We start from the raw sequence: 19,043 nt of genomic DNA on the forward strand, positions 1-19,043 counted from the left end.
TGGTGTACACCAAACCTTTTACTATGCCGGGAAGCGCTACACTAATTATAGTTTGTCGATGGATGTCCGTCTTTCGCTCTTCTGTTGTTTATATACACTCGGGGCCAGCCCGGCCACTTTCTTAAACTGGTTGCTCAGGTACGAAACACTGGAATAGTTGAGCCGGTGGGCTATTTCACTTAGCGTCAGCTCGTCATAATCCAGCAGTTCTTTCGCCCGTTCAATCTTCTGGGCGATGTAATACTTTTCGATCGTTTTACCGGTGACTTCCGAAAAAATCCCGGACAGGTAATTGTAAACGCAGTGCAGATCGGCACTCAGGATCTCCGAGAGATTATTGTTCATGCCTTCGTCCCGGTGATGCACCAGGCTGATGATAATATGTTTGATCCTTTCCACCATCCTCATTTTCTCATCGTCGATCACTTCAAAACCGAGCGACTTCAGGGTGTTGCTTACCTGTTCTTTTTGAGCTGCCGTTATTTTATTTTTAAAAACCAGTTCTCCCAGCGTGACGCGCTCCAGTCCAACATTCAGTGGCGCCACCTGCTGTGTCACCACCATTACGCAGCGGATGCAGACCATATTTTTTACGCTGACTTTTTCCATAAAGGTGTTATTTAAGGCAGGGGATCTTCGTTATGAGAAAGGGATAGTTTTGTTTTGCGGATTTCTTTAAACCAGGAGGTATTCAGCCCGGTGGTGGCTTTAAACTGGCGCGACAGATGGGCGGCGCTGCTGAAGCCTAGCCGGTAAGCCATGCCTGCCAGGGTTTCGTCGGTATATACCAGCAGCTCTTTGGCTTTCTCTATGCGGTACTCCATAATATACCTTTCGAGCGTAGTAGCCTCTGCGGCAGAGAAGATACTGCTCACCGTATCATAATCCCTGTTAAGCGTACGGACCACCACATCGGAGAAACGGAAGTGATCAGGGAAATCATAATCCCCGGAATACACCTGCTCTACCAGCATTTTAATATCCCTTACCAGTTTGGTTTTCCTGTCCTCCAATAGCGTAAACCCCAGCGCGGCCAACTTCCGGGAAAGGGTATCGACGTCCGGCGCCGACAGGGCGGATACGGTGGTTACTTCCCCCAGGCTGATGTTGACAACCGGGATATCCAGCTCCCGGAAAACGTCCCTGATGGTGAGGATACATCTGTCGCAGACCATCCCTTTGATGAAAACCTTGTAATTACTCAGCATAAGACCCAGTGATGGAGTTTATGCAAAAAAACTACAAGCTGCCCGGGATATGTTATACAATTTTCAGAAACATTTACATGATTGTGGGCTGACAGATGTCGACCATAAAAAACGGGTTGCAGTGGCTGCAACCCGTTTTCCTGTTATGCTTACGGCATTATTTCTTTAGTTCTTTACCCCATGCATCGAACTTTTTGTTTTGCAGGGTGTAAATCCTGGCTGGTCCTTCGCCATCCGTGTCTGTGTCGGGAGAAGCCGCGAACGGCACTACCACCGCTCCGGAGGTATTAATCAGCGCAGCCTCGGTCACGTTGTTGCTGTTGGTGCGCTCCACCATGGAAAGCCCCTGGTTGAACGGCGTAGCGGAACGGTACTCGAAAGGAATAGCTACTTTACCCTGTATATCCAGGAAGCCGGTGTTACCGGTTTCGTCTTCCATAGAGGCAAGGCCTTCTGTAAAAGGTTCTATATTATAGTACCCTTTCAGGTCGATCACCTTCTCCCCCTTTGGATTGATAAAGGAAGCGTTATCCCTGATATCTTTCACCAGCAGCAGGCCGTGCGTAAAATCGTTGTGGATTTTGTACGGCCCTCCTATTTGTTTACCGGTGTTATCATAGATGATGGTCATACCACCCAGCGGCCAATCCTCCCTGTTCTTATTGGCGAATATCAGGTTAGTCGAGGGGTCGATGCTGATGTCGTCAAACTCAATGGGCAATAGCAGCTGGCCGGTGTTGGTCATTACGCCGAATTTACTTTCCTCCTGCCGGTTGGGAGCCACTTTCACGAGGTCGCCGGTCAGCTCTTCCACATGTTCATTCATGGCCACCAACTGTTGAGCAGCGGTATCCAGCCGGAAGTAACGGAACCCGGAAGCATCTTTGGTACCAAAGAACCAGGGCGATACCTGGTGTAGCTCCTGGTAGTTAAAGGGTATCACTGTTTTGCCGGTAGCGGCGGATATAAAACCGGCTTTCTGAGTTGCTTCATCCGCTACCAGCAGCAGGCCGGTATAGTTAGGGGCGAGGTTGCGCAGCACCATGGTTTTCTTCCCTTCCTTTTTTTCATCTTCCAGGTGTACCTTAACCTTTGCCACGTTTCCATAGAAATAAGCGTCCACATTGCCTTCCTCCACATCGTCAAAAGGCGTGACAGCCGGCATCTTTTCCAGGATATCTTTCTGAAGGGCGGCGATGTCTTTATATTCTTTTTTCTCCAGCCGCTTTAAAAATCCATCCAGTATTTTCTGATAGTCTTTCAGCAGGACGCCGATGTTTTCTCCGCCTTCCGGCGCTTTCGTGTAGCTGCTGCGGCTGATGAGTTTTCCTTCTTTGTTGAATGCTTCTATTTCGAGGTAGTCCTTATAAGCTGCTTTCCCCATAGAGACGCGGACGAAGTTGTCCTGGATACGCTCCACTTTCAGGGTACTGCCCTTATAGCTCCCTTTGTCACCTTTTCCATCCAGGGAGACTACGGCTGTTTTCACCGGATAGCTGTATTGTACTTCCACCAGCATGCTATCCACCGTCTTGAGGGAATTCAACCGCTTCGACTCCTTCAGGTCCAGCTCCACCACTTGTTTGGTACCGTCGTGAAAATATACTTCTTTGACAATGAAATCAGGGTTGTCCACATGGCTTTTACGCAGGGAGCGTCCATCCGGTTGCAGCAGGCTGTATGTTTTCTCAAAGGTCTGGTTAAACCCTATGTCAGCGAGCGCCCGCTCATAAGCTGCTTCCATCTGCGCCGCACCGGGAATAGCAAAAGGCGTCCCTTCTCTTTCGTCTTCCGGCTTTACATGCTCCGGTTTATCATCGTCTTTAAACGTTTCCATGAACCGGAGATACGCGGCAACGTTGGCATTCTCTTCTTCGAGGCGCGCTTTGGCTTCCTCCAGGCTTTTACCGTCTAACTGTTTAACAAAATCCATTACAAACTTCGATGGCTGGCTGTTTTTGCATGCCAGCAGTCCGAGTGTAACTGCTACGCATACACTAACTTGATTGGTAATTCTCATGACTTTTTCCAAAAAATTAAAACATGGGGGAATTAGATTAACAAACCCTTTCGGAGCCGAAAATTAGTAAAAAAAGGGGTATCCTCAAAAACCGTCATCGTTTTCACCTGCCTGAACAAATGCGGGAATACATTAACTTTATACCGTCGCCGGTATCATTATCATACGTCCGATCATGAACGAACATGCTTTATCCATCCTCCGCCACCGCACCCATAAGCCAGCTGTAAGAGCCAAGATCACCCTGCAGCAGCATATGTTTACCTTTTTGCTGGAGGGTGAAAAAACCATTCATTTTGCCGGCACACAGGTAACGGTGAGGCCGCACCAATTTATCATGTTGGCTGCGGGCAACTGCCTGATGAGCGAGAAGCTGGCGGCCTCTGATGCGCCGTATCACAGTATCCTGCTGCTCTTTGAAGGTAAACTGGCGACGGACTTTTTCGATCGTCATCCGTCGTTGTTAACAACCTCCCGGCCGTTGCCCGGCGCCTCTCCGTTTGTATTATTTGAGAAAGACGCTTTCCTGGTCAACTTCATTCATTCCCTTGACTACATGCTGCAAGGCGAAATGCCCATCCACCCTGATCTGCAACGGGTAAAACTGGAAGAGCTGTTTTTATACCTCTCTATTCATTACCCTGAAAAAATGCAGGAGATCAGGCATATGCATACCGTTGCCAGCGACGACCTGGTACTCCGGCAGGCCGTCACCTCCCACATGGACAACAATATCACGGTGGAAGAGCTGGCGTTCTTATGCAATATGAGCCTGTCTTCCTTCAAACGTAAATTTGCGCGTATTTATGGCAACAGCCCCAACCGGTGGCTGCTGGAAAAAAAGATGGAACGTGCGGCAGCCATGCTGCGACAGGACAACCGCAAAGCGAGTGAAATTTATTATGAACTGGGCTACGAAAACCTCTCCAGTTTTATCCAGTCTTTCAAACAGATCTACGGTATCACCCCCAAACAATACCAGTTATCAAATTGAACGTCTAGCGATAGTTTTTGACCGGTTGCCCATCGTTTGCCGCCTCTCTCCGCCGCTACCTTTGCCTTATCATTCAAAACAAATGAGAAGATCATGGCAACAGCAACATCATTTACTTTAAAGAGCAACGAACTGGGTGGCCAGCTGGCCAACAAACATTATGCAAACGGCATGGGTTATAACGGTGACAACCAGTCGCCCCAGCTGTATTGGGAGCATGCTCCGGAAGCCACGCAGTGCTTTGCCGTCACTATCCACGACCTCGACGCTCCCACCGGCAGCGGTTTCTGGCACTGGATAGTATTCAATGTCCCTGCTCATATCCATGAGCTGCCCGCGGACGCCGGCAACCCGGCGAAAGACCTGCTGCCCGAAGGAGCGGTTCAAAGTAACACAGACGCCGGTGTGCCCGGTTATATCGGCGCTGCGCCTAATGATGGGCCGGCGCATCGTTACCTGATCACGGTACATGCCCTCCGCGAACAACTCGCGCTGGGCAAAGAGGCCACGCCTGCGCTGGTGGGTTTCAACATGCACTTTGTCACCCTGGCGAAAGCTTCGCTGATCGTGTATGGCCGGAAGCATTAAATGTGTAACACAAACAGTCCTGCTACGACAAAGTACCGGGACTGTTACTATCATTACCCCCCCTGCGATCCAGGACCGCAGAAGGCCATAGGGATAAATTTTTCCCTGCCGCTACCCTGCCGCCGATGCTGTAACTTTACGTAAACCTTTCCTTTATGTACGAAAAGAAAATACCGGAACTGCTGGATTGCGGCCTCGCAGTAACCCTCAAAGTGATAGGCGGCAAATGGAAAGCCTGGATCATGACCTGCATTATGGACGGTATCCGGCGGCCCAGTGCCATTCACCGGGCAATGCACGCCGTGAGTCCGCGAATTATCAATGCGCACCTGAGAGAGCTGGAAGCCTACGGTATCATCTGCAAAAAAATATATGCGGAAAGCCCGGCCAGGGTAGAATATTGGTTCACCGAAGTGGGCGAAAGCGTGTTGCCGGTCATCCAGGCGCTGGAAGACTGGGGCAACCGGCACAAGACTTACATCCACCGTCATAACGCCTCCTACGAAGAGGGCTCCTGCACCTTTTTACAAGGACAGTCATGAGTCCTGCCTGCGCAGGATTTTAATAATGGCAGCGTGTTCTTCCCTGCCGTAACCCGCAGCAATGGCTTTGTTGAAAATATCCGCCGCCAGCGCCGGCAGGGCGGTATGAAGGCCGGCCTCGCGGGTGTGCCGCAGCAACAGTCGCAGGCCCAGACCGGTAGTGTTGATGGTACTTTCCGGACCACTGAAGCGGTTGTACCGGATCACTTCGCCCATATGCCTTACTTCCGTTGCCAGCATGGGCGTAAAGCTTTCCATGAGTTGCCCGAATTCATCTACATTCAGTCCTTCTTTTTCGCAGATGAGCGCACCGTAGCAGAAGCCTATCCAGTTGCCCGCGAGGTACGCCATAGCCGCGGTAGCTAAAGTCGCCGAAGTACCAGGCGCTTCTCCGGCGAAGTTCACAGTGCCGGCCAGCGCCTCCAGTACGTACAGCTGCTGGTCAAAAACGGCTTTATCGCCGGAGGCGGTGATCATTGCCTCCGAAGTACCTATCTGCCGTGGCCATGCCGCAATGCCGCCATGCAGGCAATGCCCACCTTCTCCCCGCACCCGCGCATCCAGGGAGCGGGCATCGCCGGGCGTGCCCGCGCTCAGCTGTATCAGCGTACGGCCATCCAGGGTGGCAGGGACGCCTGTCGTATCCAGTATTTCCGCGGCGGCCTGATAATCAGATACGCATACGATAGTCACCAGGCTGGCCGCGATGGCAGCCGCAGGCCCCGTGGCCAACGTGATGCCTTTCCGCACCAGGGGCGCAGCCTTTTCCGGTGTGCGGTTCCATACGGTGACCTTAAATCCTTTTGCCAGCAAAGCGCCGGCGATGGCGGCGCCCATAGCGCCGAGCCCGATTACAGTGATGTTACCCGTTCCTGTCATGGTACAACTATTTACTGAACAATACGGCAAATTAACGACCATGGCCATCTCCGGCAATAAGGGAGAAAAGATTCCGGGGAGGGAAAAATTCCTCCCTGTCATTACGCCCACAGCCTGTTTGTAATCCTGAAGTATATTACCTACTTTCGCATCCGATCAGTTCTTACTTTATTTCTTATCAGCCGGATAAGGTTTTACTGCACGTAAATTAATAGGGAATTGTGTGTAAATCACAAGCTGTCCCGCAACTGTAAGTAACCAAAAGGTTTTGCCAATCAGTGTCCACTGCCGCAAGGTGGGAAGGACGGCAAAATGTTACAAGCCAGGAGACCTGCCTTACCGGATTTGACAATGCTTTCGTGGATTGAAGCGATCGTCGAGTGATTCCTCTCTGTGTACCTATGGGCATCCTGTGCCCTGCAGGGAGATCGTCTATGCTCTGCCAACACTTCCTTCTCCGAAACATACCGAAATGCTGCGAAGAACTTTTAATTGATTTTATCATTTTAAAAGTTTCAAATGCGTACACACAATCTTGGCTACCCGAGGATAGGCAGCCGGCGTGAACTCAAAAAAGCCTGCGAGGCTTACTGGGCAGGCAAACAGTCATTGACTGATTTATTAACGGCAGGACGCGATATCCGCCATCAGCACTGGCAGCTGCAACAGCAGGCCGGTATTGATCTTATCCCGTGCAACGATTTCTCTTTCTACGACCAGGTGCTCGATATGAGCCTGATGGTGGGCGCCGTTCCACAACGTTATGCTCCCCTGATCACTGAAAGGCAGCTGTCCGTGACCGACCTGATGTTCGCCATGGCAAGGGGTTATCAGCAGGATGGTTATGATATCACAGCTATGGAGATGACCAAATGGTTTGACACCAACTACCATTACATCGTGCCGGAATTCACTGCCGCACAACAGTTTTCCCTGTTCTCCGAAAAAGCCGTAGATGAATTTAAAGAAGCCCTTGAACTGCAGATCAACGCCAAACCGGTGCTGACAGGCCCTGTTTCCTACCTGTTGCTGGGCAAAGAGAAAGAAGCGCATTTTTCCCGGCTGGACCTGATAGACCGTTTATTACCGGTATATATGCAGCTCATCGGTAAACTGTACGATGCGGGCGCACGTTATATCCAGCTGGATGAACCCTGCCTGTCCCTCAATCTCACGGATAAAGAAAGACAGGTATATGCTGCCACCTACGGGGCCATCAGGAGCACATTCCCTGATCTGCATATCATACTCGCCAGCTATTTTGAATGTTATGGAGATAACCTGCCGGTAGCCCTTCAGCTTCCCGTAGATACCCTTCACCTGGACCTCGTGAGATGCCCGAGCCAATTGGGCGACATCCTGGCGTCGCCGCTGCTGTCCGATACGCTGCAGCTTTCGCTGGGACTGGTAGAGGGCCGGAATATCTGGATCAACGACTACCGCCATTCTCTTTCACTGATATGGGAAGCCAGTAATAAAATCGGGGCAAACAGGATATGGATCGCTCCCTCATGTTCCCTGCTGCACGTTCCCTGTGATCTCAGCCTGGAAACCAACGAAAGTACGCTGACACCGGCCATCAAACAGTGGCTGGCGTTCGCCCGTCAGAAGATTGACGAAGTGGTCACCCTGCAGCAACTGTCCTGCGACACACCATCGCCTGCCGCGAAAGCCAGGCTCGATGAAAACATCAGGGCGACAGACAGCAGGAAAACATCACCCCTTATCCACAACGAAAAAGTAAAACAGCGTACCGCGCAAATAACCGATGCCGATGCCCGGCGGCAGCATCCCTTTGCGCAACGCAGGCCTAAACAACGTGCCGCGCTGCAATTACCGCTGTTCCCCACTACCACCATCGGTTCCTTCCCGCAGACAAAAGAGGTACGTACCTGGCGTGCCGCACTCAAAAAACAGGAGATCACCCCGGAACAGTACGATGCTTTGCTGAAAACAGAAACAGAAAAAGCGATCCGCTGGCAGGAGGAAACCGGCATCGATGTACTCGTTCACGGTGAGTTTGAACGAAACGACATGGTGGAATATTTCGGCGAGCAATTGTCCGGTTTCGTTTTCACCGAAAACGGCTGGGTACAGAGCTACGGCTCCCGCTGCGTGAAACCGCCTGTTATCTATGGCGATGTGCACCGCGAAGCACCCATGACCGTGTACTGGTCGGCCTACGCGCAGTCCCTGACCAATAAACTGGTAAAAGGTATGCTGACAGGGCCTGTGACGATCCTCCAGTGGAGCTTTGTGCGGAACGATCAGCCTCGCAGCGAAACCTGCACGCAGATAGCGCTGGCCATCCGGGATGAAGTGACCGACCTCGAACAGGCAGGCATCAAAGTCATCCAGATCGACGAACCGGCCATCCGGGAAGGTCTTCCGTTAAGGAAAGAAAACTGGCAGGCCTACCTGCAATGGGCAGTACGCGCTTTTCGTATAGCCGCCAGCGGTGTAAAAGATGAAACGCAGGTACACACGCATATGTGTTATTCCGAATTCAACGACATCATCCAGCACATCGCCGATATGGATGCCGACGTGATCACCATCGAATGCTCCCGTTCCCAGATGGAGTTGCTGGATGCTTTCGCGGCGTTCCGTTATCCGAATGAAATCGGCCCGGGCGTATATGACATTCACTCTCCGCGCGTGCCTTCCGTAGCGGAAATGACGGCGCTCATGGAAAAAGCCCAAGCCGTTATTCCGGCAGACCAGCTGTGGGTAAACCCCGACTGCGGCCTGAAGACACGTCACTGGGAAGAAACGCGCAAAGCGCTCATCGCCATGGTAGCGGCTGCCCGTGAACTGCGGCAAACAGTAGCCGCCGCCGTTTAATTCATATCTCTCTTTATTCCTCCGGCGGCGACGCTGCCGCCGGAGGCTTGTTCATAAACAACTTCCTTATTCAGCTTCCAGCCACCGGCGCGCTGCTGGATATCCCACAATTTCGCGTATAGCCCTTTACGTTCCAGTAATGCTGCATGACGACCGCTTTCGTGCACCCTCCCGTCTTTCAGCACCAGTATCTGATCGGCCCGAACGATCGTACTGAGCTTATGTGCAATAACGATGACTGTCTTTTCCTTTACCAGTTGCTGGATCGCCTGTTGTATCTGTACCTCGTTCTCCGGGTCCAGCGAAGCGGTCGCTTCATCCAGCAATACGATGGGGGCATCCTTTAACAACGCGCGTGCAATGCTGATACGCTGTTTCTGTCCGCCGGAAAGCCGGTTGCCGTTTTCTCCTGCCCTGCTGTGGATGCCGTCAGGCATTTCCCAGGCGAACTCCATCACCAGGGCGCGGTCTGCCGCGTCAATGATCTGTTCGTACGTAGCCTGCGGATTGCCGTAGCGGATGTTGTTGTAAATGGTATCATCAAAGAGATACACCTCCTGGAACACTTCGCTGATAAGGCTGTACACAACAGACGGTTCCATATCGCGGATATCGGCGCCGCCAATCTTAATGCTGCCGCCATCCACGTCCCAGAAGCGCGCCATCAGGGAAGTGACGGTGGTCTTGCCCGAACCAGACGGCCCTACCAGCGCAGTGAGCGACTTTTCCGGGATGTGAAACGAAACATCATGCAATACCTGCTGCCCGGGCAGGTAACAGAAGTCCACGTTCTCAAAACGGATATCGCAGGCTGTTGGCTTCACCACGCGGCCGCCCTGCTGCTCCGGTGTTTCCAGCACCTCTACGATACGGCCCATACTGATATTCATATAACGCAGCAGGGTATAGTCCACCAGCACAATCTTAATCGGTTCGTACAACCGGTACCCCATGATCAGGAACGCTACCAGCGCAGGCACCGACAGGCTGCCGTCTGCAAAAAAGTGTACGCCCGCCAGTATCATCAGCAGAAAACAGGCTTCCAGTACAGCGGCAGCCAGCAGGATAAACGGGCCGGGAATGCCTTCCGTACGGATACTGGCGCGACGGAAATCATCCAGCGCCTGCTGCAGGGTGCTGAAGCGGTCGCCCGTCATGCCGTACGATTTAATATGGCGGATACCCGTTACGTACTCCAGGAAACGCGCGCCCGTAGCGTTGCGCGCTTCTATGTGCTGCACGCCCGGCCGCTGCATCAGGAAGGTGGCCACCTTTACCAGCAGCCATACCAGCGGTAATGCCAGCCAGAGAATGAGCGCCAGCCGCCAGTCGGTGATAAACAGGAATACGGACACGATCGCAAAAGCAAAAACTGCCGATACCAGGCTGCCGACCGTATGCCCGAAGATCAATTCAAAATTGGCCACATCCTGTAGCACCACGGAAGCCAGGTCGCCCGGGTCGCGCTGTTTGAAAGCGCCCATGGAAATTTTCTGCAGATGCCGTCCCAGTTTCATCCGTAAAACTGTAGACAGCGTATAGGTCATGTTGTTAGTGAAAGTGAAGGTTCTCACGGACACCAACAACTGCACCAGCAGGAGTCCCGTCATAATGGCTACGTATGTCCATAGCCGTTGCTGATCAGGAGCGGGTGAAAAAAATTCGCGGACGACCAGTAGCAGGAAACCTGTTGGCACTGCTACGAACAGGCTGTGAAACCATTCGAGCAACATGCTTTTTCTCACCAGTGCCGGCGCCCCCTTGAAAATATAACGTAGATTCCGGATCATATTTTTTGCTGTTAAATGACAAACGATTTTGCACGGGTATGTGCGTCCCACATTCTTTGATACAGGGCACATTCCTGTAACAACTCTTCATGCGTGCCACGGCCTGCCACCTGGCCCTGTTCCATCACAATGATCTGATCGCTGTTGGTGATGGTACTCAAACGATGTGCGATCACCACTACGGTTTTATGCTTTATCAGTTTACCGAAGGCCTGCTGTATCAGGAACTCATTTTCCGGGTCGCTGAAAGCGGTGGCTTCGTCCAATACAATTACCGGCGCATCTTTCAGGATGGCCCGCGCCAGCTGGATACGCTGTTGCTCGCCGCCGCTCAGATGCACGCCGCCGGCGCCCCATAACGTCTGGTAGCCCAACGGCATGGCCATGATAAAATCGTGGCACTGCGCCGCTTTGGCGGCGGCCACCACCTCGGCTTCTGTCTTGTCCATCCCCATCCGGATATTATCGTAGATCGTTTGGCGGAACATAAAATTATCCTGGAACACAAAAGACACCAGCTGCATCAGCGCTTCCGGCTTCATCTGTTTCACGTCCGTACCGCCGATGGACACTGTTCCCTCCTGCACGTCCCAGAAGCGGGGAATCAGCTGCGCGATGGTGGATTTGCCGGACCCGGAAGGGCCTACCAGGGCCGTGACCGTCCCCTGCGGCACGTCGAAAGTAACGTTGCGGAGCACGGTCCTGTTTTCGTCGTACCCAAACGTCACCTGTTTAAATCGCAGATCATAGCCGTCACCCGGCAGTGCGGTTCCTTCCGCCTGCTGCTCTTCGCTGAACAGCACTTCATCCAGCCGCTTCACGCCGTGGCTGATCACAGACAGCTGCGAGCCCAGGCTGGACAGGGAAAACAACGAACGGATATATCCTACGCCCAGCAGCAGGAACAGCAATAATACAGACAACTGCAGCCCATGGGAGAAATAAAGGTATAGCCCCAGTGCCAGCACCGGCAGCGTGGCGTTGCTCGCAAAACTTATGAATATACCAAACGGCGGGGATGACTCTTTGTTCCATTGGGTCACCATCGCATGAAAGCTATCCACCCTGCCGCTGTAACGTTCGAAGCTCTCCGCGTCGTGGCCGAAGATGCGAATGACGGGCATAGCGCGTACAAACTCCACGATGCCGGTGTTCATGTCTTCAATAGAGCGATGGTAGGCCGTCATCAGCGCCAGCCGTTTTTTATTGAACATGATCGGTATGATCAATGCGAGCAGTACAATGGGGATACAACTCACCGATGCCAGTCGCCAGTCGACCGTAAACAGATATCCCAGTGTCAATACCGGCAGCGTGATTCCTTTCACCAGGTCGGGGATGCTGTGGGCCACGAAATTTTCGAGGCGTTCAATATCATCCGCCATAATTTTCTTCAGCACGCCGGAATTGTTTCGGTTGATGAAGCCTAACGGCAGCTTCGCCAGTTTAGCCGCCATCTGCATCCGCAGCTCGTACAGGATGTTGAAGGCCGCGGTGTGCGAGGCCATACCGGAAGCATACAGGAACGCGTTGGCGGCCAGCATGGCGGCGATGCCCCAGATCACATAACGCAGTACCAGCGCTGTGTCTACCGGGGGCATGGTAATGGCCTTCAGGATATAATAGACCAGCACATAAGGGATGAGCGATAACAGCGCGTAGAGTACTGCCAGCAGGGCCGACAGGGAAAGCATATACTTTTTGCTGCCGGCGATTTCCAGCAGGCGGGCGGCGCCCGATTTAGGCTTTTGTTTCATAGAGCTCATTTTCTTTATGACGTTCAACAGCAGAGCTATCTTCCGACTTCCCGGCTTTCCAGTAAGCGAAAGCATCGAGTTCGTCACTGGTCCAGTGAAGGTCTTTGCGGAAATATCCGCGCAGTGCTTTCACAGTGGAAAACTCCGCCGCCACATAGGCAAATTTTGATTCACCCGGCGCCGGAAGCTGTTCCCGGCGTGCCGTACACGCGAGTAAGCTGCCGGCTTCGGGACTGTCGTTGAAGAGCCAGTCGATAGACACGCCCGGCGGCGCCGTGATGGCCTGTACATCTTCTTCGCCGTGTACTTCTATCAGCGCACGGCCTTTTGCATGGGCCGGCAGGCTTTCCAGGATGGCGCTCAGCACCGGGATAGCGGTGGCGTCGCCGATCAGGAAGTACCAGTCCGCCACCGGGACCAGCGCTTTGGCCATATCATGCATGGCCACGCCCAGCACGTCGCCGGGCTGACAGTGCATTGCCCAGGCAGAGGCAGGGCCGTTGTCGCCATGTACCACAAAATCGATGTACATCTCTTTGGCGGCTGCATCGAGGCCGCGGTGCGTATAGGTGCGGACAACGGGGCGCACGTCTTCCCGTGCATGTATCCATTGCCGCTTCTCATCGTCGAAACCGGGAAAGTGGACCTTGTTCATCCCCGCAGGGGGAATAAATATTTTGTTGTTCGCGCCGGGGGTAGTGTTGGCAAAAAGGGGCACTTCATCGCCGGTAAGCGTGATCCTGATATAATGAGGCGTGATCGTTGTTTTTCTTTTTACCTTCAGTTCGGCTTGAATCGTCTTTCTGCTCATGGTAGGCTGATTTACAATTGGTGAATGCCCCTCCCGGTAATTTTTCCGGATTGGAGCGTATGCCTTCGCAAAGTTTGATGAAATTGCTTTCACGATTTTCATACATTCGGGAGTTGTTTTGATACAATACGGATTATTATCTGATCACTGCCTTAAACATGTCGTATGGGGATGAATTTTCGTGGCGCATCGGGCCCATGGCTGGAACTGGGCGACCTCCCCGGGTTGTTCGACGGCAACCCGTTGCTGGTAAGGGAAAAAATAGAAAAGTTCAGCTTGCCTTTCGGGGATGTTGAGTTCCGGCAGATCGTATTGCCGGACATCTATCTCGTGTATGGAGATATGCGTATCCGGGACCGTTACCTCGAGATGGAAGCACCCGGCTTCCGGGACATTGTGGAGCTGCATTTTATCCTGTCCGGCAAAGGGGTGATCACCAACCATTACTCCAGGAAACCATTGGTAGTGGCGCCCAACTGGCAGAATATGTTTTACATCCCCCTCTTTTCCGGCAAAGCGGAATACGACCCCAATGTGCCCTTCCGTTTTTTCGAGATACACTTTACCAAAGAAAAGTTCCTGACCCTCGTACAGGACTGCGGTCCGTCCCTGCAGTCCTTCTGCGACCACATCATCGCCGGGAAAAATATACAGCTGGCCGATATGGGCGTTCCGACCAACGCGGCCATGATGCAATGTATCAACGGTATGCTCAACTGTCCCTACCAGGGTGGGCTTAAGCTGCTGTACATGCAGTCCAAATGCGTGGAGCTGCTGGTATTACAGGCAGAAGCGTATGACCAGTATCTGAAAAACAATACCAAAAGCGCTTTAAAGTCGGACTACGACCGGGAACGGATACATTTTGTGCGGGATTACCTGATTGCCAACGCCGTAGCGCCGCCCAGCCTGAGCGAGCTGGCGAAGCTCTCCGGGCTGAATGAGTTCAAGCTGAAGAAAGGGTTCCGGGAGGTATTCAACGACAGTATTATCAATTATGTGAATGAGTACAAACTCCAGCAGGCCAGGGAACAACTGCTCTCCAATGTTCCCATCAAGCATGTGGCCGAAGAACTTGGTTATTCGTCCATACAATATTTCAGTAAGATGTTTAAGAAGAAGTTCGGGGTTTCTCCCGGTCTCTTTTCCAGGGACGCACAGGATTAATTTCCCGATTGCGTAAATAATTTTTCCTGATCCGATATACTCCCGCGGCCGGTACGTCCCAATTTTGTGAAAACTTTTCAATATGGAACGCCGCTATGGCATTGTAATATCTAAGATTGTCACACTGGGACTGCTGCTATTATTTGTTTTAAATGCATCCGCCAACGATCCCGAAACCGAAAAAACGGGCGCTATCCGCGGGAAGGTGCTCACTTCCGACGCCAGGCCGGCCGCAGACGTTATGATCGTGCTCGCAGAGCCCAATGTCACCACCACCACAGAAGCAGACGGTTCTTTTGTGTTCCGTCATGTATCACCGGGCAAATACCACCTGCTGATCACCCTCGCCGGCTACAGCACGGTAACGGAAGAAGTCACCGTAGAACAGGGCAAAACAGCCACCGTTTCCTTTACGCTCGAAGCTTCCAGCAAAGCGTTGCAGGAAGTAGTCGTAAAAGGCAGCCATAGCGGGATTACCCGTAAAAGCACCTATGACGTTGCTAAAATACCGCTGAAAAACATAGAGAACCCACAGGTGTATACCACCATCACCAAAGAGCTGCTGCAGCAACAGCAGGTCTTTTCCGTGGATGACGCCATGCAGAACGCTACCGGCGTTACCAAAATGTGGGACGCTACCGGCCGCGGCGGCGATGGCGGCGGTTATTACAGCATGCGCGGCTTCGTGGTACAGAGCCAGCTGCGCAACGGTATAGCCGGCAACGTTACCTCCCGTATCGACGCTTCCAACCTCGAAAGAATAGAAGTCATCAAAGGCCCCTCCGCCACCCTGTTCGGCAGTAACCTTACCAGCTACGGCGGGTTGATCAACCGCGTCACCAAAAAACCGTACGACCATTTCGGCGGCGAAGCCGGCTTTGCTGTCGGCAGCTTCGGCTTCAACCGCTTCAGCGCCGATATCAACACGCCGCTCGATAAAAACCGGGACGTGCTCATGCGCGTCAACGCGGCCTATAACTACGAAAACTCTTTCCAGGACTATGGCTTCAACAGAAGCGTCGCCATAGCCCCCAGCCTCAGCTACCGTGTCAATGACCGCCTCTCCTTTAATTTCGATGCGGAATATATGGCCGGACAGAACACCGGCCTTAGCGCCTTCTTCTTTTCCTATGGCCAGCCGATCGCCAAACTGGGCACCAACCGGGCCGACGAGCTGAACATCGACTATAAGCGCGCATATGCGATGAACGACCTGTATCAGACCTCCCGTTCTACCAACTTATTCGGGCAGATGACCTACCGCTTGTCCTCACAGTGGAGCATGCAGACGAACATCACCAGCACCAACAGCTACTCTGACGGACCGTCACCTTATTTTTACCTGCTGACAGACGCGGAAGTAAAAGGAGATCCTAACGCCATCGGCAACGGTTACATCTCCCGTAATGACCAGTTTACCAACAACAGCCATGACAACGTAATAGAGCTGCAGCATAATTTCAACGGCGACTTTAACATCGGCAGCCTGAGAAACCGGTTCGTAGGCGGTATCGACTTCTTCCATCATAAGGCCAACCAGTTCTTCGGCGGCAATACGTACGACACCATTTATGCAAAAGGTGATATTCCCACTTACCGCAACTTCAACCGCAGGAACCTCGACAAAGTATATGATGCGCAGGGACTGGCCTTTACCTACCCGATAAATCTTATCTCCAATACCTACAGCGCCTATATTTCCGATGTGCTGAACATCACCGACAACCTGCTGGTGCAGGCCGGCTTACGCATAGACTACTTTGACAACAAAGGCAGCTATAACGATGTAAGCGGTAAGTACGAGAATGGATACACGCAGACAGCACTGTCCCCCAAATTTGGTGTCGTATACCAGCCGGTAAAGGACAAGGTATCCCTGTTTGCCAACTACCAGAACGGCTTTACCAACAAGGCCACTGCCAATCCGAACGGCAAGCCGTTCAAACCGGAACAGGCCAACCAGATGGAAGGCGGCGTGAAAGTATCGCTGCTCAATGATATGATCACCGGTACCGTTAGTTACTATGATATCCGGGTAAAAGACATTATCCGTCCAACCAATGTGCCGAACGTGTCTGTACAGGATGGCACACAATACAGCAAGGGCGTGGAAGTGGAAGTGATCGCCCATCCGGCGCGCGGACTGGACATCGTGGCAGGTTATTCCTATAACGATTCCAAATTTGAAAAAACAGAAGCGAAACTGGAAGGCTTACGGCCCGCTACGGCAGGCGCTCCTACCGTGGCCAACCTGTGGGTGAGCTATCGTATTCAGCAGGGCGCCGTAAAAGGACTGGGCTTCGGCGTGGGCGGTAACTACTCAGGCGATAATAAAGTAGTCAACGACCGGGAGGTGGGTTACTTTTACCTGCCGTCATACACTGTTGTCAATGGCAGCATCTTCTATGAAAACAACCGTTTCCGGCTGGGCTTCAAATTAAACAACATCACCAATAAGGAATACTGGATCGGTTATTCTACCGTGAATCCGCAGAAAACGAGGAACTTCAGCGGAAGCATCGCGTTCAAATTCTGAGGCAGTACCATTTAACCTTTGTTTGCCTTCAGCAACGCTCCTTGTGTTGTTGAAGGCAAATTTCTTTTTAAGCGAAAGACAGGGAGTTGCCCGGATGTACATGGAAGGCTTTTACTTTAGGGAAATATTGTTTCAGCCAGCCGATCATAAAAACGGAGCCAGGCTCTTCGCTGGCGATATGCCCCATTACCACCAGTGAAAGCTGATCGCCTTTTGCGCGCGCATCACGGACATATTCGGCCGTTTCCCATTCAGCGATTTCTCCGCAGCAAAGCACGTCCGGCTTGTATTTGCCGATGGCTTCTATCTGTGCTTTACCGCCGTAAGCGCCCGGCAGCAACAGGATTTTCTCACAGCGCTGTTGCAGATCGCCGACATAGCGCAGGGAGGCGATATCCAGCTTTTTCTTTAGTTCTGCTATCAGTCCGCTCAGCGGCCGCGGAGCGGGCAACTGGTACACCGGCTGGTCTTTTACCGCCCATGGCCGCCATCCCAGCATATCTTCCACCCCTTTGCTGACGCCATCGGGATGATGGGCGTGGACATAGTCATGATTTCGCCATACCGCGATCCCGTGTTTTTCCAGTAGTGCTTTCTTATATTGATAGACATCATCCTGCTGCAGCCAGTTCACGTCGTCGAGGTGATTATAAAAAGTAGGCTCATGGGCGATGATAAAATTGGCCTTTAGTTCGATGGCTTTCCGGATCACTTCAATGGTGGCGAACATAGTGGTGACCACGCCGGTGACTTTGGTATCACGGGAACCTGCTTTCAGGGTATCTACCGTATTGGGGATGGCGCCGGAGGGTACCTGCGCGATAAATGCATCAATGAGCTGTCCGACGGTCGGCGTTTCCTCCGTAAAGGACCAGTGTTTCAAAGGGCTGCCGGCCAGTACTGCCGATCCGGCAAGGATAGCGCCGGAAGAGAGGAACATTCTCCGGCTGATTCCAGTTGAATTCATAGTGGCATGTTTACAGGAAAAATAGCCAAAAAATGCCGTCAAACAAAGCCGGGCCGGGCCGAAATATGCGTATGGGGCGGGCGTACAAGATAACTACATCCCCGGAAATTTTCCGGGCGGATTATTCTTTTTTATATTAACTTAATCCCCGGTTAGTTCTCCAAAAGCCAGGAAGCGCCAAAATTCACCAGAATCTCAGTGGACGTTTTGTGTATTTTTAATTGATCCTTAATATTCCGGTAATAATTAGTTCTGATTTTTGCACCTCATATCGTCATGAGTCAATTAGGAGTGGAATGTATATCTAAAATAAAAGAGGGGGATGCTACCGCGTTTCAGGAGCTGTTCTATGCCTACAAGGACGCGCTTTTCGGATATGCCTGTAAGTTATGCCGTTCGTCAGAAATGGCAGAAGAGGCTGTCCAGGAGGTGTTCATGAAGGTATGGATCAACCGGCAGCAGCTCGATCCCACCCTTTCCATCCGGGCTTATCTGTATACCGCCGTCCGGCACTGCGTTTTCAATATCCTGAAAAAAGCCGCGCTGGATGAAGCGCTCCGGCAATCGGTGTTCCACCATCAGTCTGTCGCCGTCAATACTACCGAAGAAGCGGTGAACGCCGCAGACCTGCAACGGGTCAAAAGCCGGGTGCTGGACATGCTGCCACCGCAACGAAAGCTGATCTTCTGCCTCAGTCGCATCGAAGGACTCTCCCACGAAGAAATAGCCCTCCGCCTGGGCATCTCCAGGAATACTGTCAAAGACCAGATCGTAAAAGCCAGCCGTTTCCTCCGCCAGCAGCTGGAGTATTTGGCTATTGGGTTATTTTTATATTTGGTTATTTAATTTACGGATTTTGGAATTTTTTGATTTTGGAATTTGTCGGACGATCCTCATTATATCATCCCTACCATCTCAAAATCAAAAAATTCCAAAATCC

At 52.1% G+C, this 19,043-nt stretch carries 16 protein-coding genes and 1 riboswitch; of the genes, 8 read left to right on the forward strand and 8 right to left on the reverse strand.

Annotated elements, in window-relative coordinates:
- Positions 1-45: 45 nt before the first annotated feature.
- From HF324_RS25115 to HF324_RS25125, 3 genes are all read right to left on the reverse strand, one after another.
- Positions 46-609 (reverse strand): helix-turn-helix domain-containing protein, encoded by a 564-nt coding sequence (locus tag HF324_RS25115; protein WP_168805496.1) that lies wholly within the window; start codon positions 607-609, stop codon positions 46-48.
- 11 nt (positions 610-620) lie between these two features.
- Positions 621-1,208: a helix-turn-helix domain-containing protein gene (locus tag HF324_RS25120; RefSeq protein ID WP_168861103.1), complete on the reverse strand. Its 588-nt coding sequence runs from the start codon at positions 1,206-1,208 to the stop codon at positions 621-623.
- Between the two features lie 157 nt (positions 1,209-1,365).
- Positions 1,366-3,228: a WG repeat-containing protein gene (locus HF324_RS25125; protein WP_168805499.1), complete on the reverse strand. Its 1,863-nt coding sequence runs from the start codon at positions 3,226-3,228 to the stop codon at positions 1,366-1,368.
- Between the two features lie 175 nt (positions 3,229-3,403).
- On the opposite strand from HF324_RS25125, the gene HF324_RS25130 reads away from it, so the two are divergent.
- From HF324_RS25130 to HF324_RS25140, 3 genes are all read left to right on the forward strand, one after another.
- Positions 3,404-4,222 carry a helix-turn-helix transcriptional regulator gene (locus HF324_RS25130; protein WP_168805501.1) on the forward strand — a complete coding sequence of 273 codons (819 nt, stop codon included), beginning with the start codon at positions 3,404-3,406 and terminating at the stop codon, positions 4,220-4,222.
- Between the two features lie 93 nt (positions 4,223-4,315).
- Positions 4,316-4,810 carry a YbhB/YbcL family Raf kinase inhibitor-like protein gene (locus tag HF324_RS25135; RefSeq protein WP_168805503.1) on the forward strand — a complete coding sequence of 165 codons (495 nt, stop codon included), beginning with the start codon at positions 4,316-4,318 and terminating at the stop codon, positions 4,808-4,810.
- Between the two features lie 155 nt (positions 4,811-4,965).
- Entirely contained in the window at positions 4,966-5,352 is a 387-nt protein-coding gene (locus HF324_RS25140; protein WP_168805505.1) for a winged helix-turn-helix transcriptional regulator, read from the forward strand.
- Here HF324_RS25140 and HF324_RS25145 read toward each other — a convergent pair.
- Positions 5,347-6,231, reverse strand: coding sequence for an NAD(P)-dependent oxidoreductase (locus HF324_RS25145; protein WP_168861104.1), 885 nt, complete (start codon positions 6,229-6,231; stop codon positions 5,347-5,349). The two genes, HF324_RS25140 and HF324_RS25145, sit on opposite strands and share 6 nt — an antisense overlap.
- Here HF324_RS25145 and HF324_RS33700 point away from each other — a divergent pair.
- On the forward strand, positions 6,230-6,355 hold the full coding sequence (locus HF324_RS33700) for a hypothetical protein (RefSeq protein WP_258539192.1): 126 nt from the start codon (positions 6,230-6,232) through the stop codon (positions 6,353-6,355). The genes HF324_RS25145 and HF324_RS33700 overlap by 2 nt on opposite strands.
- A gap of 48 nt (positions 6,356-6,403) precedes the next feature.
- Positions 6,404-6,584: riboswitch (cobalamin riboswitch) on the forward strand.
- Between the two features lie 166 nt (positions 6,585-6,750).
- Complete coding sequence (gene metE, locus HF324_RS25150; RefSeq protein WP_168861105.1) at positions 6,751-9,075, forward strand: 5-methyltetrahydropteroyltriglutamate--homocysteine S-methyltransferase; 2,325 nt, start codon at positions 6,751-6,753, stop codon at positions 9,073-9,075.
- On the opposite strand, the gene HF324_RS25155 is transcribed toward metE, so the two are convergent.
- The 3 genes from HF324_RS25155 to HF324_RS25165 are packed head-to-tail and all read right to left on the reverse strand — an operon-like array spanning position 9,072 to position 13,433.
- Positions 9,072-10,865, reverse strand: coding sequence for an ABC transporter ATP-binding protein (locus tag HF324_RS25155; RefSeq protein WP_168805511.1), 1,794 nt, complete (start codon positions 10,863-10,865; stop codon positions 9,072-9,074). The genes metE and HF324_RS25155 overlap by 4 nt on opposite strands.
- Positions 10,866-10,876: 11 nt before the next feature.
- Positions 10,877-12,622 (reverse strand): ABC transporter ATP-binding protein, encoded by a 1,746-nt coding sequence (locus tag HF324_RS25160; protein ID WP_220100613.1) that lies wholly within the window; start codon positions 12,620-12,622, stop codon positions 10,877-10,879.
- Positions 12,606-13,433: a siderophore-interacting protein gene (locus tag HF324_RS25165; RefSeq protein ID WP_168861106.1), complete on the reverse strand. Its 828-nt coding sequence runs from the start codon at positions 13,431-13,433 to the stop codon at positions 12,606-12,608. The genes HF324_RS25160 and HF324_RS25165 overlap by 17 nt, the downstream gene beginning before the upstream one ends.
- A 165-nt stretch (positions 13,434-13,598) precedes the next feature.
- Between HF324_RS25165 and HF324_RS25170 the strand changes: the two genes are divergently transcribed.
- Entirely contained in the window at positions 13,599-14,600 is a 1,002-nt protein-coding gene (locus tag HF324_RS25170; protein WP_168861107.1) for a helix-turn-helix transcriptional regulator, read from the forward strand.
- 82 nt (positions 14,601-14,682) lie between these two features.
- A complete protein-coding gene (locus HF324_RS25175) occupies positions 14,683-17,136 on the forward strand; it encodes a TonB-dependent receptor (protein ID WP_168861108.1) in 2,454 nt (817 codons plus the stop codon).
- A gap of 67 nt (positions 17,137-17,203) precedes the next feature.
- On the opposite strand, the gene HF324_RS25180 is transcribed toward HF324_RS25175, so the two are convergent.
- A complete protein-coding gene (locus HF324_RS25180) occupies positions 17,204-18,103 on the reverse strand; it encodes a Nif3-like dinuclear metal center hexameric protein (protein WP_168861109.1) in 900 nt (299 codons plus the stop codon).
- 276 nt (positions 18,104-18,379) lie between these two features.
- Between HF324_RS25180 and HF324_RS25185 the strand changes: the two genes are divergently transcribed.
- Positions 18,380-18,949 (forward strand): RNA polymerase sigma-70 factor, encoded by a 570-nt coding sequence (locus tag HF324_RS25185; RefSeq protein WP_168805523.1) that lies wholly within the window; start codon positions 18,380-18,382, stop codon positions 18,947-18,949.
- The last annotated feature ends 94 nt before the right edge of the window (positions 18,950-19,043 follow it).

Origin of the sequence: Chitinophaga oryzae (assembly GCF_012516375.2) — a bacterium.
In the GTDB taxonomy this organism is placed as follows: domain Bacteria; phylum Bacteroidota; class Bacteroidia; order Chitinophagales; family Chitinophagaceae; genus Chitinophaga; species Chitinophaga oryzae.

What these genes read in the sequence shown, in the direction of transcription:
- HF324_RS25115 (WP_168805496.1), bottom strand. Translation starts at nt 609, where the DNA reads ATGGAAAAAGTCAGCGTAAAAAATATGGTCTGCATCCGCTGCGTAATG.
- HF324_RS25120 (WP_168861103.1), bottom strand. Translation starts at nt 1,208, where the DNA reads ATGCTGAGTAATTACAAGGTTTTCATCAAAGGGATGGTCTGCGACAGA.
- HF324_RS25125 (WP_168805499.1), bottom strand. Translation starts at nt 3,228, where the DNA reads ATGAGAATTACCAATCAAGTTAGTGTATGCGTAGCAGTTACACTCGGA.
- HF324_RS25130 (WP_168805501.1), top strand. Translation starts at nt 3,404, where the DNA reads ATGAACGAACATGCTTTATCCATCCTCCGCCACCGCACCCATAAGCCA.
- HF324_RS25135 (WP_168805503.1), top strand. Translation starts at nt 4,316, where the DNA reads ATGGCAACAGCAACATCATTTACTTTAAAGAGCAACGAACTGGGTGGC.
- HF324_RS25140 (WP_168805505.1), top strand. Translation starts at nt 4,966, where the DNA reads ATGTACGAAAAGAAAATACCGGAACTGCTGGATTGCGGCCTCGCAGTA.
- HF324_RS33700 (WP_258539192.1), top strand. Translation starts at nt 6,230, where the DNA reads ATGGTACAACTATTTACTGAACAATACGGCAAATTAACGACCATGGCC.
- HF324_RS25145 (WP_168861104.1), bottom strand. Translation starts at nt 6,231, where the DNA reads ATGACAGGAACGGGTAACATCACTGTAATCGGGCTCGGCGCTATGGGC.
- metE (WP_168861105.1), top strand. Translation starts at nt 6,751, where the DNA reads ATGCGTACACACAATCTTGGCTACCCGAGGATAGGCAGCCGGCGTGAA.
- HF324_RS25155 (WP_168805511.1), bottom strand. Translation starts at nt 10,865, where the DNA reads ATGATCCGGAATCTACGTTATATTTTCAAGGGGGCGCCGGCACTGGTG.
- HF324_RS25160 (WP_220100613.1), bottom strand. Translation starts at nt 12,622, where the DNA reads ATGAAACAAAAGCCTAAATCGGGCGCCGCCCGCCTGCTGGAAATCGCC.
- HF324_RS25165 (WP_168861106.1), bottom strand. Translation starts at nt 13,433, where the DNA reads ATGAGCAGAAAGACGATTCAAGCCGAACTGAAGGTAAAAAGAAAAACA.
- HF324_RS25170 (WP_168861107.1), top strand. Translation starts at nt 13,599, where the DNA reads ATGGGGATGAATTTTCGTGGCGCATCGGGCCCATGGCTGGAACTGGGC.
- HF324_RS25175 (WP_168861108.1), top strand. Translation starts at nt 14,683, where the DNA reads ATGGAACGCCGCTATGGCATTGTAATATCTAAGATTGTCACACTGGGA.
- HF324_RS25180 (WP_168861109.1), bottom strand. Translation starts at nt 18,103, where the DNA reads ATGAATTCAACTGGAATCAGCCGGAGAATGTTCCTCTCTTCCGGCGCT.
- HF324_RS25185 (WP_168805523.1), top strand. Translation starts at nt 18,380, where the DNA reads ATGAGTCAATTAGGAGTGGAATGTATATCTAAAATAAAAGAGGGGGAT.